We start from the raw sequence: 14,820 nt of genomic DNA on the forward strand, positions 1-14,820 counted from the left end.
TCTTTCCGGCAAATGATCCTTACCGGTGCTGGCGGAACTTGTCCATGGCAAGAAACGATTTAATCAGTTAAAACGCAGCCTCGGAAATATTAATTCGAAGGCCTTGTCCGATGAGATGCGATCGGTTGGCTTTGGATGGTTCGCCCCTGTTATGCGCTTTATACCAAGGATGTTAGGCAAATGGTATAATGTAGCGAGGAAAGGAGTGTTTCTTAAGAACTCATGAAAACGTTGGTATTGGCGGAAAAACCGTCGGTTGCGCGGGAAATCGCCCGGGTGATCGGCAGCCGCGATAAGCATAAGAGCCATTTTGAAGGACCGAAATACGTGGTGACCTGGGCGCTGGGCCATTTGGTTGGTTTGGCCGAACCGGAGGATTACGACGGGAAATACGGGACTTGGTCCTTGGAGGATTTGCCGATCCTGCCGGGCAAAATGAAGCTGAAGGTGCTGCGGGAAAGCAGCCACCAGTTTAAGGCGGTGCAGCAGCTCATGCGCCGTCAGGATGTCGGCGAGCTGGTTGTGGCGACCGACGCGGCCAGGGAAGGCGAACTGCTGGCCCGCTGGATTATGGATATGGTGAAGTGGAACAAGCCGTTTAAGCGGCTGTGGATCTCCTCGCAAACGGATAAGGCGATCAAGGAAGGTTTTGCTTCGCTGAAGCCGGGCAGCGAATACGAGCGGTTGTACCAATCGGCGCGCTGCCGGGCCGAAGCCGACTGGATGGTAGGGCTGAACGTGACGCGGGCCCTGACCTGCAAATTCGGTGCCCCGCTGTCCGCCGGACGCGTGCAAACACCGACGCTGGGGATGATCATGCAGCGGGAAAACGAAATCACCCGCTTCCGCTCGGAGGAGTACAGCGTCCTGCACGCCGATTTCGGCAAGTTTGAAGCGGTGTGGCGGGGAGCGGGCGGGGATTCGCGTATTTTCGCTGCGGATCAGTTGGCTTCTTTGAAAAGCAAGCTTGAAGGGCGGACCGGTAAAATCGTCAAGCTCGTAAAAAACGAAAAAGCGGTGCCGCATCCGCTGGCCTATGACTTAACCGAGCTACAGCGGGACGCCAACCGGCTGCTCGGCTTTTCGGCGAAGCAGACGTCAAACGTGCTGCAGCGCCTGTACGAGCAGCACAAGCTGGTTACGTATCCGCGGACCGATTCGCGGTATTTGACCGCGGATATGGCGGATACGCTGAAGGAGCTGCTGACCAGCGTCGCCGTCGGGCCGTACGCGCCGCTGGCACGGCCGCTGCTGCGGAAATCACTTCCGCTCAGCAAACGCATCGTCGACGACAGCAAGGTGACCGATCACCACGCCATTATTCCAACCGAGCAGACCGTGCTGCTGAACGCGCTGAGCGCGGAGGAGCGGAAGCTGTACGATTTGATCGTGCGGCGGTTTATCAGCTTGTTTTATCCGCCGGCCCGTTTCGACCAGGTCAGCGTTACGGTGGAGGTAGGCGGAGAGACGCTTCACGCGAAGGGCACGACGATCAAAGACAGCGGCTGGCGGGCGGTGTACGACGGCGAAGCGGTGGACGAGGACGAAGACGACCGCGAAGAGGACAGCGGCGCCGCGCTGCCGGAGCTGAGCCAGGGCGAGGCGGTAACGGTAACCCGCTGCCGGGTTACGCCCGGCCGGACCCAGCCGCCGAAGCGCTACACCGAAGCGGCCCTGCTGACGCAAATGGAGAAGCATGGCCTGGGAACGCCGGCGACGCGGGCGGATATCATCGAAAAGCTGGTCAGCTCCGACACGATCGAGCGGCAGGGCAATTTTCTGCACCCGACCGGCAAAGGCAAGCAGTTGATCGAGCTGGCTCCATCGGATCTGCGCACGCCGGAATTAACCGCCCGCTGGGAAGCGGAGCTGGAACGCATCGCCCGCGGCAAAGGCAAGCCGGAACCGTTCCTGCAAGGCATTCGGGAGATGGCTGTGGGGCTTGTGCAAGGCGTAAAGAACAGCGATGCAACCTACAAGCCGCACAATGTGTCGAACAGTCATTGCCCCGATTGCGGAACGAGGCTGCTGGAGAAGAAAACCAAACGCGGCTTGCTGCTCGTGTGTCCGGCCGAGGACTGCGGCTACCGCCGGTCCGGGGAGAAGCGGCTTTCGAACCGCCGCTGTCCGCAGTGTCACAAGAAGATGGAGCTGAAGGAAGGCAAAGCCGGGATGTACGTGCAGTGCCTGTCTTGCGGCATTACCGAGGTGCTGGGCAAAGACAAGGACAACAAGCACATGAACAAACGCGAACAGCAGAAGCTCGTCAAGCAATACTCCAAACCGGAATCGATCGGCTCCAATTTGGGCGATTTGCTGAAAGCGGCGATGGAGAAAAAGAACAATTCGTAAGGATTGCCGCATAAAACGGCCGCCTCTACGGGACGCTACGTACTGGAGGTGATGAGGGTGCCGCATCATAAAGCGCGGGATACTGAAAACCGGCAGAACAAATCGAGCGTTTTGGAGAAGACCGTCGCCGCCAAGCCGAAAAAACAGGCGGATTATCCCCCTAATCTGAACGAAATTGCAAAAAACGAAACTTGATTGAAACGATGGTGGCTCCCTTGACGGGGAGCTTTTTTTTTAAGATTACCGGCTTGGCGCCGGCCATTAATTGCAAAACCTCAGACTGTTGAGAAAGTCCATTTTTTAAAATTTGAACACAAAATTCGGGCGCAAGACCAAAATCAGTGCTTGACAAAATAAATGATGACGGAGATGGGGGGTGTCTCTCCAAACCACTTTGCACGATCATCCCTATGGTTCAGGAAGCCGAGTCACCTGGTCAAACGGGATAATCGTGAAAAGCCTCCGGATAGCGAACCCTAGCTCCAGGAGTCACCACACAAAATTTTAAATTATGGAAAAGTCTATTATTTCCTCGTTATTAGCCTCATTCTTCGAAAGATGGCGGAGTAATTGCAGGTTTTACACTTATCCAAGCGCTGCGGCAGCATTCCCGGTAAGTAACTGTACTTTTTCCAACTATACTATTCCATTCAACAATGGGCCGGTCCTTTGATCCAATGCCAATTCCAGATCTTGATAGCCGCCTCGCCCGGTTATAAAAATCAGGCTGCCTGCGCCCTATAAAATACCAGCGAAAAACATAAGGAAACATAAGGACAAAAAAGGCCGTTATTCCGGCGATATCCGTCAAGTTGAGAGAAATAGAGGCATTTTATGCCGCTATTTTCCCAAGTCGCCAGAAAATGCCCGCGTTCTGAACCCTTCCTAGGAAAATAAGTACAAAAATGTCGCTACTGGAGATGAACATGCCAACGCTCCGGGTATAAGTACATAAATGGCCGCTATTTTGAAGGCACATGATGCCGGATTGTAAAAGCGGCCAAGCGCTTCCGCTCCTATACGAGCTCTGTCAGCTTTGAGTGTATGTCTTGTCCAAAAGTGTTTTTGCTTATACGGGCTATAAAGTTATAATGGACTTAAGACAAATGTTCTCAAGCGGCGGGGAAAATAGGAGGGAGGCGGCGCATACGCGAGCGGTTTTGCTGTTTTGGTTTTTGTTTATCAATGTTGTGGCCTACTTGGTGATGTCCGACGATAAAAAGCGCGCGAAGCAGAGGCGGGAACGGATTCCCGAGAAAACCTTGTTTCTGCTGGCCGCGATCGGAGGGGCGCTCGGCGTGCTGCTGGCGATGAATGCCAAGCGGCACAAGACGAAGCATCTCAGCTTTCGGATCGGCGTTCCGCTGCTGCTTCTGCTTAACGCCGTACTCTACGGGTATTTCCTAATATAAGAGGTGGTTTCTCGGTGCTGAAAACCTGACTTTTTGAACTCACATTATAACAAAAGAGAGGTGTCACGCATGTTGTTTAACAAAATCGTTGCTGCGTATGACGGGTCGAAGGCGGCGAACAAAGCGTTGGACAAGGCGATCGAATTGGTCAAGCTGTCGGCGGATACGGAGCTTGTGGTGCTCCATGTTTACGATTTCCCGCGGTTTTACGTGGCCGAGGGATTTGCGCCGGTTCCGGCTTCGATGAATCAGGATTATTTCAATCTGGCGTCGAAAACGGCGGATGAGGCGGAAAAGCGGATAAAAGAAGCCGGGTTGAGCGCTAAGATGGAGCTCGTGCAAGGCCCGGCGGCGGAGACGATCCTCGAATACGCGGGCAAAAACGGAGCCGATCTGATCGTCATCGGCAGCCGCGGGCTGGGCGGCATTCGCGAGTTTGTGCTCGGCAGCGTCAGCCATAACGTCGTCCAGCATGCGCAAATCCCGGTGCTGGTCGTAAAATAAGCGGATAAACAATAGGCAAGAAGGCAGTCCTTTGGGTCGATGAATGACCTGGCGGGCGGCCTTCTTTTTTGTGCGGATTTTTACTCGGGAGGGCCGGAAAGTCGGTGTGAGGTAATGTGACGCCTGTCCAATAAGCGGGGGAGACAAGTTACCAAGAAAACGCTTTAATAAAATTAATTTTAAGCCACTAAATTCATTTTTCGTAGGATCATGTAGTTTTTTATAGTCTCTAAAGTAAGGTTGAAGTCAAATGTTACGATTACTTACATAGAACCCGCGCAGTGTCGTAATAACGATCTGCACAACAAAGGAGGGCTGCGATTGATCCAGTTTCACGAGGTGGATAAACATTACGGGAGTTTCCATGTTCTGAAGGGGATTAATCTCCATGTTCAGGAGGGCGAAGTCGTAGTTGTCGTCGGCCCGTCCGGCTCCGGCAAAAGCACGATGCTGCGCTGCATCAACCGGCTGGAAACGATCACGAGCGGCGAACTGACGGTGAACGGCGTGCCGGTGAACGACCGTAAAACGGACATCAACAAGGTGCGGCGCGATATCGGCATGGTTTTCCAGCATTTCAACCTGTATCCGCACAAAAAAGTAATCGACAACATTACGCTGGCTCCGATCAAGGTGCTGCGCAACTCCAAGGCCGAAGCCGAGCAAACGGCGATGTTTTATTTGGAAAAGGTCGGCATCGCCGATAAGGCGTACGCCTATCCGTCCCAGCTGTCGGGCGGGCAGCAGCAGCGGGTCGCCATCGCGCGGGGGCTGGCGATGAAGCCGAAAATCATGCTGTTCGACGAGCCGACGTCGGCGCTCGACCCCGAGATGGTCGGGGAGGTGCTGGACGTGATGCGCGCGCTGGCCCGCGAAGGGATGACGATGGTGGTGGTTACGCACGAAATGGGATTCGCCCGGGAAGTCGCGGACCGGATTATTTTTATGGATCAAGGGCAAATCCTGGAGGAGGCCCGGCCTGAGCAGTTTTTTTCCAATCCGCGCGAAGAGCGGACGCGAACGTTTCTTAGTCGTTTGTTAAGTCATTAAAAACGAGGGGGTTATTACAATGGCAAAAAAGAAGAGATGGAAATTGGCCGGGATCGCGATCGTATGCGCTTTGTTCGTGCTCGCGGGCTGCGGCGGCAATAACGCGGGCGGGGGCGGCGCAACCGCCGGCACTGGAGGCAACGGCGGCAATGCCGCGGCGACGGAGGGCGGCTCCGGGGCGCTGGACAAAATCAAGGAGCGCGGAAAGCTTGTGGTCGGCGTGAAGTTCGATACCAAGCTGTTCGGCTTGAAGGACCCGGCCACCGGCAATGTCGAGGGCTTCGACATCGATATGTCCAAGGAGATCGCCAAACATATCCTTGGCGATGAAAATGCGCTCGAGCTGAAGGAGGTGACCTCCAAGACGCGGATTCCGATGCTGAACAACGGCGAGATCGATATGATCGTCGCGACGATGACGATTACGGAGGAACGCAAGAAGGAGGTCGATTTCTCCGACGTATACTTCCAGGCCGGCCAATCGCTGCTGGTGAAGAAAGGAAGCCCGATCAAGGGGATCGAGGACGTCACGGCCGCTACGACCGTGCTGGGCACGAAAGGCTCCACCTCGGTAAAAAATATCCGGGACAAAGTACCGGGCGTCAAAGTGCTGGAGTTCGACAACTATCAGGACGCGTTCAACGCGCTTAAAGCAGGCCAAGGCGACACGCTGACGACGGACGACTCCATCCTGTACGGCATGGCCGCCCAAGATGCCAATTACGAGGTGGTCGGCGAGCCGTTCACCGACGAACCTTACGGCATCGCGATGCAGAAAGGCAACGCCGATATCGTCCAGGCCGTGAACGATACGCTGAAGGAGCTGCATGAGAGCGGGGAATACGACAAGCTGTACGAAAAATGGATCGGCAAAAAGCCGTCGCAATAATGCGGTATGCGGTAAGGGGCTGCGGCTGTCAACGTTGCACCGGGGCGCTGTGAGTTAAGAGCGTTTTTGCCGGTCAGGGGAAGGTGATTCGGGCATGGACTTTTCAATTTTAACCGATTATTTCGGCACCTTTATGGAAGGATTTCGCGGGACGGTCGTTTCCAGCTTGCTTGCGCTCGTCGGAAGTTTTGCGCTGGGGACGCTGATCGCCGTATTCCGGATCGGGTCCATTCGCGCGCTGCGCTGGTTTGGTACGGGGTACGTCGAATTTATCCGCAATATTCCGCTGCTGCTTGTCGTATATATTTTTTATTACGGTCCGGCTGCGTTGGGATTGCCGCTGGACGGTTTTACCGCCGGGACGATCGGGCTGGCGGTTTACACCTCGTCCTTCATTGCCGAGGCCATCCGCGCCGGCATTATGTCGATCCCGCGGGGGCAGACGGAGGCGGCCCGTTCTTCGGGGCTCAGCTACGCGCAGACGATGGTCCACATCGTGCTGCCGCAGGCGATCCGGCTGGTCATCCCGCCGCTGGGCAATCAGTTTATCAACCTGATCAAAAACTCGTCCGTCCTGACGATCGTCGCCGGCCTGGATCTGATGTATTTCGCCGACATCGTCAATACCGATACGTTCCAAACGTTTGATACCTATGTTTTTGTGGCTTTGTTTTATTTGGCGCTCACCTTGCCGCTCAGCTACGGGGTGCGGGTGTGGGAGCGCAAGCTGGAGCGCAAATATTAGGGATTGGCGGCTGAAAGGAGGGGGTCCGGATGGACTTTGCCGGGGCGTATTCCGCGGAGAATCTGCAATTTTTGCTGGAAGGATTGTATTTTACGCTGCTGGTGGCGGTGGCTTCAATTGCGCTCAGCTTCCTGTTCGGCTGCATCGTCGGCGTCATTCGTTATATGCGGCTGCCGGTGCTGTCGCCGGTTTTGCTGGTCGCCGTGGAGCTGATCCGCAATTTGCCGCTGCTGTTGATCATCTTTTTTATGCGGTTCGCCCTGCCGGAGATCGGCATCAAGCTGGGGCTGGTAAGCGCCACGATCACGGGGCTGACGATCTTCGAAGCGGCGATGATCGCCGAGATCGTGCGCGGGGGGCTGGCCTCGATCGATAAAGGGCAAATCGAAGCGGCCCGCTCGTCGGGCTTAAGCTCGCTGCAGACGCTGTGGCACATCGTGCTGCCGCAGGGCTTGCGGCGCATGGTTCCGCCGCTCGTCAGCCAGTTCATTTCGTTGCTGAAAGACACGTCGCTCGCGGTCGTCATCTCCCTGCCGGAGCTGATGCACAACGCCGGCATCGTGATCGGGCACGGCTACGCCTACACGATCCCGATCCTGCTGCTGGTCGCGCTGATTTATTTTACGGTCAACTTTTTGCTGTCCCTCGTTTCCAGACGGTTGGAGGCCCGGCACGCATAAACTTAACCCTTACACGGCGTGGCATGGAAGGTATAGGCGCCGTCCCCGAAATATGGTAGTATAATGGGCAATATCTATTTGCGGGAGCCAGGTGAGAGGGGCATGGGGACGGCTCTTTTCAAATCAAAATACGTACAGATCGGCCTTGTTGCGGTTGGGACGGCGGTGGCCGGGGAACTGAAAATCAACCCGTTTGACGGCGATATTTTCAGGATCGGGCTGGGCAGCAGCGCTTTTCTGCTGTTTTTGCTGCTGATGAGGAAGCTGCCTTACGTATGGACCGGCGTCGTTACCGGCGCTGTCGTGCTGCTGTTCCGGACGGGATTGGACCAAGTGATGGCCGGCGGATGGACGGCGTTAGACAGTCTGGGCCGGCATTGCTCGGCGGGCGTCTATTACATTGTGTTTGCCTGCGGAATGCAGTTCATCAGGGCGAGGGTGGATCGGCTTTACCCGCTGCTGCTGGGCGCGGTGACGGCGGTTATCGATCTGCTGTCCAATGAAGCGGAGCTGCTGACCCGGCTGCTGGTCACGGGCACGGCCGCGTTTAAGCTGAACGAGTGGACGTTTCTGATGGCGATCGCCATGCTGAGAACGTATTTCGTGACGGGCATCTACAGCAGCATCGCGGTCAGCCGGATGCGGATCATCCAGAAGGAGCAAAACCGCCGGATCGAGCAGATGCTCGCCTTCAGTTCGGGGCTGTATGGGGAAGTTTTTTACCTGAAAAAATCGATCGGCACGCTGGAGGACGTTACCCTGAGCAGTTACGAGCTGTACCGGCGCTTGAGCGAGGAGGGGCGGCAGGAGCACAGGCAGCAGGTGCTGCGCATCACGCAGCAGATCCACGAGGTCAAAAAGGATTCGCAGCGGATTTTGGCCGGGCTGGTCAAGCTGACCGACCGGGAAGCGCCGGGGGACATGCCGCTGTCCGCGCTCGTTCATTTTACGCTGAAAAGCAACGGCAAGTACGCCGAAATGTTGGGCAAGACGATTTCTTTTTCGTACGATATCCGCACCGATTATGTGACCGCAAGCTACGTTCCGCTGCTGACGCTGATGAACAATTTGACCGCCAACGCGGTGGAGGCGATCGGGGAGAATGGCATGATCCATTTGGAAGTGGGCGAGCATGGGGGCTATACGGTGTTTATCGTAGCCGACAGCGGCGGCGGCGTGGCGGAGCGCGACCGCGATTTGCTGTTCGAGCCGGGTTTTACGACCAAGTTTGACCAGGAGGGTGTGGCGGCCACAGGCATTGGGTTGTCCCATGTGCGCGATATCGTAAGCATGTTTACGGGGGAGGTTGAGGTCGGAGCATCTTCCGTTTTGGGGGGCGCGCTGTTTCAGGTCCGCATTCCGACGGAAAAGCTGCGTAAGCCTGCGCTTCCGATGTAAGTTTTGTTAGTTTGCGAATTAGACTTGCGGAGCGTGCTCACAAAACTTTTGGGAGGGGTCAAGCATGGCGCTTTCTTTCTGTATCGTAGACGATGATATTAGCGCGAGAAGAATGCTGCAGCATATCATTGAAGACGGCGGGCTCGGCGAAGTGGCGGGAACGGCAGGCAGCGGGCAGGAAGGTGTGCGCCAAATCTTGAGCGAGGCCCCGGACATCGTGCTGATGGATCTTTTGATGCCCGATCAGGACGGCATCGAGGCGATCGATTCACTGCGCGCCCAAGGCTGCAGCGCCAAATTCGTGATGATCTCGCAGATAGAGAATCAGGATATGGTCGGGCGGGCGTACCGGAGCGGCATCGAGTTTTTTATCCGCAAGCCGATCAACCGGATCGAGGTGGAAACCGTGCTGCGAAAAGTGAACGAACGTTACGCCATGGGGCATTACTTGGAGGAAATCCGCTCCAGCCTGAAAAAACTGGAAGGGCTTCGCCCCGCGCCCCACGTTACGGCCGGGAAACGGGCCGTACGCGAAGCGATCCAGCCGATCCTGATGAATATGGGGCTGATCGGGGAAAGCGGCAGCCGCGACATGATCGCGATCATGGAGCTGCTGATCGAACGCGGAGCCGGCGCAAACATGCCGCCGCTGAAGGAACTGTACCGCCAGGCGGCGGCAACGTACAAGGCGAAGCCGGAGGAGATCGCCAAGGAGGTCAAAGCGATCGAGCAGCGGCTGCGCCGCGCGCTGGCGGCGGGGCTGACCAATCTGGCTTCGCTCGGTTTGACCGACTACGGCAACCCCCGGTTCGAATATTACGCCCCGCTATATTTCGATTTCGAGGACGTGCGGCTAAAGATGAAGGAAATCGAAGAGGGCCGGGAGACCAGCGGCGGCGGCGGTAAGGTGAAGGTCAACATCAAAAAGTTTTTGCAAGTGCTGTATATCGAGCTGCAGGAGCAGATGAACGGATAGAGTTCGCCGCTGCTTTTGCGGCTTTTTTTAATGTTGATTGGAACGACCGGGTGTAGCGTCGGCTTTAAACTAGGGGAAATTGCCGTAAAACAGTAGTACTTGCCGTCTAAAGCAGCAATTGCATAAAATAGCCACTAGCGTTGCATTAACTTTCGATCTAGACAACTGGCAGTCCTGATACATACCAGATTTCCTGGGATTCAGATTACCTGGGATCCAGATTTCCTGAGATCCGGATTTTCTGGGGAAGTGATCATGTTTTCAAGCCGATAATGCGCCCGCCGGAAATCTAACGGTTGCAGCAGCGGCTAATTTGCGAAAAAAGCCTTTTTCAAAACTCTAACGGTTGTGATCGCCGTTATTTGCCTGAATCTAAGCAAACTAAGCCGGATTTCAGTGAAATAAACGCTACGGCATCCGTTACAATTTGAAATCAACGTTTTTGGCACAAATAACGCTTGTGGCAACCGTTAGAATATTGGTATGGCTAGAAAATGTATCTTGTCAGATTTAATGCAATGCTAGTGTAAAATAGCGGTAATTTATGTGCTTATTATCCGGCGCACCAGCATGTTCATCCCATTAGCGGAATTTTATGTACTTATTTTCCTCTGAATGGTTCAGAACGCAGGAATTTCATTACACTTCGAGAAAATAGCGACATAAATTTCCCTTATTCCTCTTAAATGAATGGATGTCGCTGGAATAACGCCGTTTTTTGTGCTTATTCAACAGGCGCTGCCGCGGATTAAGATCTATATATCATCTTGCAAATGCACTTTTACACTCGATCAGGCGGAATTGGTGGAATTGAACGGAAATCGCCTGTACTTTTTCATTTGGTGGGAATTCGAGGATTTTCGTGGAAGTTTGCGGAATTTTGTAGAGTTTCGCGGAATTTCGCAGGGCGTATCGTGACAACAAGGCTCGGGTGATAAGGTAAAGGGATTAGAGGAGAGACATTCCAAAAACGAACATTCGGATTTTACATTCCATTAATGTTCGGGTTTGAGTTGACATGTCGTGTCCGCCATTGGTAAACTAGTAGAGCAAAGGCGGTTCTCCGCCGAACATAATAAAGTGAGGGTTACCTCTTAAACTCGTATAATACCGGGGATAGGGCCCGGAAGTTTCTACCCGAGAACCGTAAATTTTCGGACTACGAGCGAATACGTGATAAAGGTAAGGCGGCTTAAGCACGGAAAGCTTTTTAGATATCGGAGCGCTAAAACTTAGCGGAATAATATCCTGATATCGGAAGAAAACTTCCGTTAGTCGCGGTCTGTCTCCTCAGAATGGACGTTGATAGACGTTTTTCTCAAGAGCCTGGGCTTATGCACCGGGCTCTCCCGTTCCCCGGGCGGGCTTTTGTTCAGCCCGATCCTGGGGGCGGCCGGCGCCCTGAGCGAGCCGCCGGCCGCCAGGGTGGTTGGCCCTTAAACGGCAACCGACAGACACCTTACCTTCCGGCTTAGTCCGCCGTATTCTCTCATGGTCCGCGAATTTCTGGAAAATACTTCGTTATTTTCAGAGGTGCGGACCTTTTTAAGTATCCGGCCTTTTTGGAACCATAGAATAATGATAGAAAGTGGGATGAGGGATGACAGCACAGGTTGCAGTGATTATGGGCAGCAAATCGGATTGGGAAACGATGGCCCATGCTTGCGGCGTATTGGAGGAGTTGCAAATTCCGTACGAGAAAAAAATCGTCTCCGCGCACCGTACCCCGGACTTGATGTTCGAGTTTGCCGAGCAGGCCGCGGGCCGCGGGCTTAAGGTGATCATCGCGGGCGCCGGGGGCGCCGCCCATTTGCCGGGCATGGTGGCGGCGAAAACGGCGCTTCCGGTCATCGGCGTGCCGGTGAAGTCCGCCGCGTTGAACGGCCTCGATTCGCTGCTGTCGATCGTGCAGATGCCGGGCGGCATTCCGGTCGGGACGGTGGCGATTGGCAAAGCCGGCGCGATCAACGCCGGGCTGCTGGCCGCGCAGATCCTCGGTGCGTTCGATCCCGAGCTGATGCGCCGTGTGCAGGAGCGCCGCGACCGGATTCGCGAAGAGGTGCTGGCGAGCGGCGCGGAATTGGAGGCGGCGGAATGAGGCACGAAGCGATGGCAGGGCAAGGCGGAGCGGGAGATCAAGCGGCGGTTGGGCAAGCTGGCGTAGCGAATCAAGCGCTGGCTGGGCAAGGCGCAGGAGCAGGGAGCCAAGCGAAGGCCGGACAAGGCGCTGGCCAAAGTGGCGAAGCGCCGCCGGTAATCGCTCCGGGCGCGACGATCGGCGTGCTCGGCGGCGGGCAGCTGGGGCGGATGATGGCGCTGGCCGGCAGCAATCTCGGCTACCGCTTCGTGACGCTGGATCCGACGCCGGATGCGCCGTGCGGCCAGGTGGCCGGGCAAATCGTCGCCGGCTACGACGATCAAGAGGCCGCCCGCCGGCTGGCCGAGCGCTCGGACGTGATCACGTACGAGTTCGAGAACGTGGACGCGGGCGTGGCCGCGCTGCTCGAGGAGCTGTCGTACGTGCCGCAGGGAAGCAAGCTGCTGTACACGACTCAGCATCGGCTGCGCGAAAAGCGCGCGGTCGAGGCGGCGGGCGTGAAAGTGGCTCCGTATGCGGAGATCGGCAGCGAAGAGGACCTGCGGGCGGCGGTTAAGCGCCTCGGCCTTCCGGCCGTGCTGAAGACCGCGACCGGCGGTTATGACGGCAAAGGGCAATGGGTCATCCGCTCGGAAGCGGAAATCGCCCCGGCCTACGCCGAGCTGAGTAAAGCCGGCACCGAGCTTGTGCTGGAACAGTTTATTCCGTTCGTGAAGGAGCTGTCGGTGATCGCGGCGCGCAGTCCGCGCGGGGAAATTCAAACGTTCCCGGTGGCGGAAAATATCCATGTCGATAATATTTTGCATCTATCGATCGTGCCGGCCCGCGTGGAAAAGCGGGTGCAGCGGGAGGCCGAAAGGCTGGCCGCGCGCATCGCGGAAGGCATGGAAGCGGTGGGGCTGCTGGCCGTGGAGATGTTTTTGACCGCGGGCGGCGAGTTGTTCGTCAACGAGTTGGCGCCGCGGCCGCACAATTCCGGCCATTACACGATGGAGGCCTGCACGACCTCGCAGTTCGAGCAGCACGTCCGGGCCATCTGCAATTTGCCGCTCGGCAAAGCGGAACTGCTCTCGCCGGTTGTGATGGTGAACGTGCTCGGCGAGCATTTGGAGGCCGTGCGCGAGGCGATGGTGCAAGGCGCTTGGCCGGACGGCGGAAGCGGGAAGGAACCGGCGGCGCGGGAAGGCGGTTCGCCGGCCGGGCGGCCTCTGCTGGGCTCCGCCCCGGAGGAAGGGAAAACGGCCGGACGGCAAGCTGGATTCCCGGTCATTCCCAAAGTACACTTATATGGAAAGAACGGAGCCGCGCCGAAGCGGAAAATGGGGCATATCAACCTGCTCTGCCGGGATGTGGAGGACGGACTCCGTTGGATAGAGCAAACCAACATTTGGAGGAATGAACGCTAATGATCGAACGCTACAGCAGACCGGAAATGAGAGCGATCTGGACGGAGGAAAACAAATTCAAGGCTTGGCTGGAAGTCGAGCTGTGCGCCTGTGAGGCTTGGGCCGAGCTGGGCGTCATCCCGAAGGAGGACGTGGCTTTGCTGCGCCAAAACGCCTCGTTCGACATCGACCGGATCTACGAAATCGAGCAGGAGACGCGCCATGACGTGATCGCCTTTACCCGGGCGGTTTCGGAAAGCTTGGGCCCGGAAAGGAAATGGGTGCACTATGGCCTCACTTCGACGGACGTGGTGGACACGGCGCTGGGGTATTTGCTGAAGCAGGCCAACGAAATTCTTGAGCGGGATATTTTGAACTTTATCGATATTTTGCGGGAAAAAGCGCTCGCCTACAAAGACACGCCGATGATGGGCCGGACGCATGGCGTGCATGCCGAGCCGACGACGTTCGGGCTGAAGATGGCGCTCTGGCATGAAGAGATGAAGCGGAATCTGGAGCGCTTCCGCCGGGCCGCGGACGGAGTGCAATTCGGCAAAATCTCCGGTGCGGTAGGTACGTACGCGAACATCGATCCGTTCGTGGAGCAGTTTGTGTGCGAGAAGCTGGGCACAACGGCCGCGCCGATCTCCACGCAAACGCTGCAGCGCGACCGCCACGCCGAGTATATGGCCACGCTGGCGCTGATCGCCACGTCGCTCGACAAATTCGCCACGGAAATCCGCGCCCTGCAAAAAAGCGAATTCCGTGAGGTGGAGGAAGCTTTCGCCAAAGGGCAAAAAGGCTCGTCGGCGATGCCGCACAAGCGCAATCCGATCGGCTGCGAGAACATTTCCGGCCTGTCGCGCGTGATCCGCGGGCACATGGTGTCGGCCTACGAAAACGTGACCCTGTGGCATGAACGCGATATTTCGCATTCTTCGGTCGAGCGGGTGATTTTGCCCGACGCGACGATGCTGCTGAACTACATGTTGAACCGCTTCGGAAACATCGTGAAAAACTTGACGGTGTTCCCGGAAAACATGAAGCGCAACATGGGCCGCACGTTTGGCGTGCCGTTCTCCGGCCGCGTCATGACGAAGCTGATCGACAAAGGCTTCAGCCGCGAGCAGGCGTACGACACGGTGCAGCCGCGGGCGATGCAGGCCTGGGAAACGCAGCGGCAGTTCCGCGACATCATCGAAGAGACGCCGGAAATCACCGCCGTGCTGAGCAAGGAAGAGATCGATGACGCGTTTAACCCGGCTTGGCATTTGAAGCATGTGGATACGATTTTCCGCAAGCTGGGTTTGGCTGAGTAGGAAGGGCGCATC

General features: G+C 56.4%; 14 protein-coding genes and 1 riboswitch. All 14 genes read left to right on the forward strand.

Annotation, left to right across the window (positions count from 1 at the left end; genetic code table 11):
• Window positions 1–25 precede the first annotated feature (25 nt).
• The 14 genes from NYE69_RS08710 (at window position 26) to purB (ending at window position 14,808) form a co-directional block, all read left to right on the forward strand.
• Window positions 26–226, forward strand: coding sequence for a winged helix-turn-helix transcriptional regulator (locus NYE69_RS08710; RefSeq protein ID WP_340925842.1), 201 nt, complete (start codon window positions 26–28; stop codon window positions 224–226).
• Complete coding sequence (locus NYE69_RS08715) at window positions 223–2,352, forward strand: DNA topoisomerase III (RefSeq protein WP_340925843.1); 2,130 nt, start codon at window positions 223–225, stop codon at window positions 2,350–2,352. The genes NYE69_RS08710 and NYE69_RS08715 overlap by 4 nt, the downstream gene beginning before the upstream one ends.
• 57 nt (window positions 2,353–2,409) lie before the next feature.
• Window positions 2,410–2,547, forward strand: coding sequence for a hypothetical protein (locus tag NYE69_RS08720; protein WP_340925845.1), 138 nt, complete (start codon window positions 2,410–2,412; stop codon window positions 2,545–2,547).
• 911 nt (window positions 2,548–3,458) lie between these two features.
• On the forward strand, window positions 3,459–3,764 hold the full coding sequence (locus NYE69_RS08725; RefSeq protein WP_124331962.1) for a DUF1294 domain-containing protein: 306 nt from the start codon (window positions 3,459–3,461) through the stop codon (window positions 3,762–3,764).
• 69 nt (window positions 3,765–3,833) lie between these two features.
• On the forward strand, window positions 3,834–4,268 hold the full coding sequence (locus NYE69_RS08730; RefSeq protein ID WP_124331931.1) for a universal stress protein: 435 nt from the start codon (window positions 3,834–3,836) through the stop codon (window positions 4,266–4,268).
• Between the two features lie 321 nt (window positions 4,269–4,589).
• Window positions 4,590–5,318, forward strand: a complete 729-nt coding sequence (locus NYE69_RS08735; protein ID WP_340925846.1) for an amino acid ABC transporter ATP-binding protein — start codon at window positions 4,590–4,592, stop codon at window positions 5,316–5,318.
• A gap of 19 nt (window positions 5,319–5,337) precedes the next feature.
• A complete protein-coding gene (locus NYE69_RS08740; protein ID WP_340925847.1) occupies window positions 5,338–6,207 on the forward strand; it encodes a glutamate ABC transporter substrate-binding protein in 870 nt (289 codons plus the stop codon).
• Window positions 6,208–6,301: 94 nt separating this feature from the next.
• Complete coding sequence (locus NYE69_RS08745) at window positions 6,302–6,952, forward strand: amino acid ABC transporter permease (protein WP_124331928.1); 651 nt, start codon at window positions 6,302–6,304, stop codon at window positions 6,950–6,952.
• A 29-nt stretch (window positions 6,953–6,981) separates the two neighbouring features.
• Complete coding sequence (locus NYE69_RS08750) at window positions 6,982–7,632, forward strand: amino acid ABC transporter permease (protein WP_036625865.1); 651 nt, start codon at window positions 6,982–6,984, stop codon at window positions 7,630–7,632.
• Between the two features lie 102 nt (window positions 7,633–7,734).
• Entirely contained in the window at window positions 7,735–9,030 is a 1,296-nt protein-coding gene (locus NYE69_RS08755) for a sensor histidine kinase (RefSeq protein ID WP_340925848.1), read from the forward strand.
• Between the two features lie 64 nt (window positions 9,031–9,094).
• A complete protein-coding gene (locus NYE69_RS08760; RefSeq protein ID WP_036625861.1) occupies window positions 9,095–10,006 on the forward strand; it encodes a response regulator in 912 nt (303 codons plus the stop codon).
• A gap of 1,080 nt (window positions 10,007–11,086) precedes the next feature.
• A riboswitch (purine riboswitch) is annotated at window positions 11,087–11,188 on the forward strand.
• A 418-nt stretch (window positions 11,189–11,606) separates the two neighbouring features.
• Window positions 11,607–12,104 carry a 5-(carboxyamino)imidazole ribonucleotide mutase gene (gene purE / locus NYE69_RS08765; RefSeq protein ID WP_036625858.1) on the forward strand — a complete coding sequence of 166 codons (498 nt, stop codon included), beginning with the start codon at window positions 11,607–11,609 and terminating at the stop codon, window positions 12,102–12,104.
• Window positions 12,101–13,510, forward strand: coding sequence for a 5-(carboxyamino)imidazole ribonucleotide synthase (gene purK, locus NYE69_RS08770; protein WP_340925849.1), 1,410 nt, complete (start codon window positions 12,101–12,103; stop codon window positions 13,508–13,510). Before purE ends, purK begins: the two co-directional genes overlap by 4 nt.
• Window positions 13,510–14,808 (forward strand): adenylosuccinate lyase, encoded by a 1,299-nt coding sequence (purB, locus tag NYE69_RS08775; protein ID WP_328273824.1) that lies wholly within the window; start codon window positions 13,510–13,512, stop codon window positions 14,806–14,808. The genes purK and purB overlap by 1 nt, the downstream gene beginning before the upstream one ends.
• The last annotated feature ends 12 nt before the right edge of the window (window positions 14,809–14,820 follow it).

Origin of the sequence: Paenibacillus sp. FSL R5-0527, from assembly GCF_038008055.1 — a bacterium.
Classification (GTDB): domain Bacteria; phylum Bacillota; class Bacilli; order Paenibacillales; family Paenibacillaceae; genus Fontibacillus; species Fontibacillus macerans.

Bases quoted from the DNA above. Each gene is read 5' to 3' on its own strand.
- NYE69_RS08715 (WP_340925843.1), top strand. From the start codon at position 223: ATGAAAACGTTGGTATTGGCGGAAAAACCGTCGGTTGCGCGGGAAATC.
- NYE69_RS08725 (WP_124331962.1), top strand. From the start codon at position 3,459: ATGTTCTCAAGCGGCGGGGAAAATAGGAGGGAGGCGGCGCATACGCGA.
- NYE69_RS08730 (WP_124331931.1), top strand. From the start codon at position 3,834: ATGTTGTTTAACAAAATCGTTGCTGCGTATGACGGGTCGAAGGCGGCG.
- NYE69_RS08740 (WP_340925847.1), top strand. From the start codon at position 5,338: ATGGCAAAAAAGAAGAGATGGAAATTGGCCGGGATCGCGATCGTATGC.
- NYE69_RS08745 (WP_124331928.1), top strand. From the start codon at position 6,302: ATGGACTTTTCAATTTTAACCGATTATTTCGGCACCTTTATGGAAGGA.
- NYE69_RS08750 (WP_036625865.1), top strand. From the start codon at position 6,982: ATGGACTTTGCCGGGGCGTATTCCGCGGAGAATCTGCAATTTTTGCTG.
- NYE69_RS08755 (WP_340925848.1), top strand. From the start codon at position 7,735: ATGGGGACGGCTCTTTTCAAATCAAAATACGTACAGATCGGCCTTGTT.
- NYE69_RS08760 (WP_036625861.1), top strand. From the start codon at position 9,095: ATGGCGCTTTCTTTCTGTATCGTAGACGATGATATTAGCGCGAGAAGA.
- purE (WP_036625858.1), top strand. From the start codon at position 11,607: ATGACAGCACAGGTTGCAGTGATTATGGGCAGCAAATCGGATTGGGAA.
- purK (WP_340925849.1), top strand. From the start codon at position 12,101: ATGAGGCACGAAGCGATGGCAGGGCAAGGCGGAGCGGGAGATCAAGCG.
- purB (WP_328273824.1), top strand. From the start codon at position 13,510: ATGATCGAACGCTACAGCAGACCGGAAATGAGAGCGATCTGGACGGAG.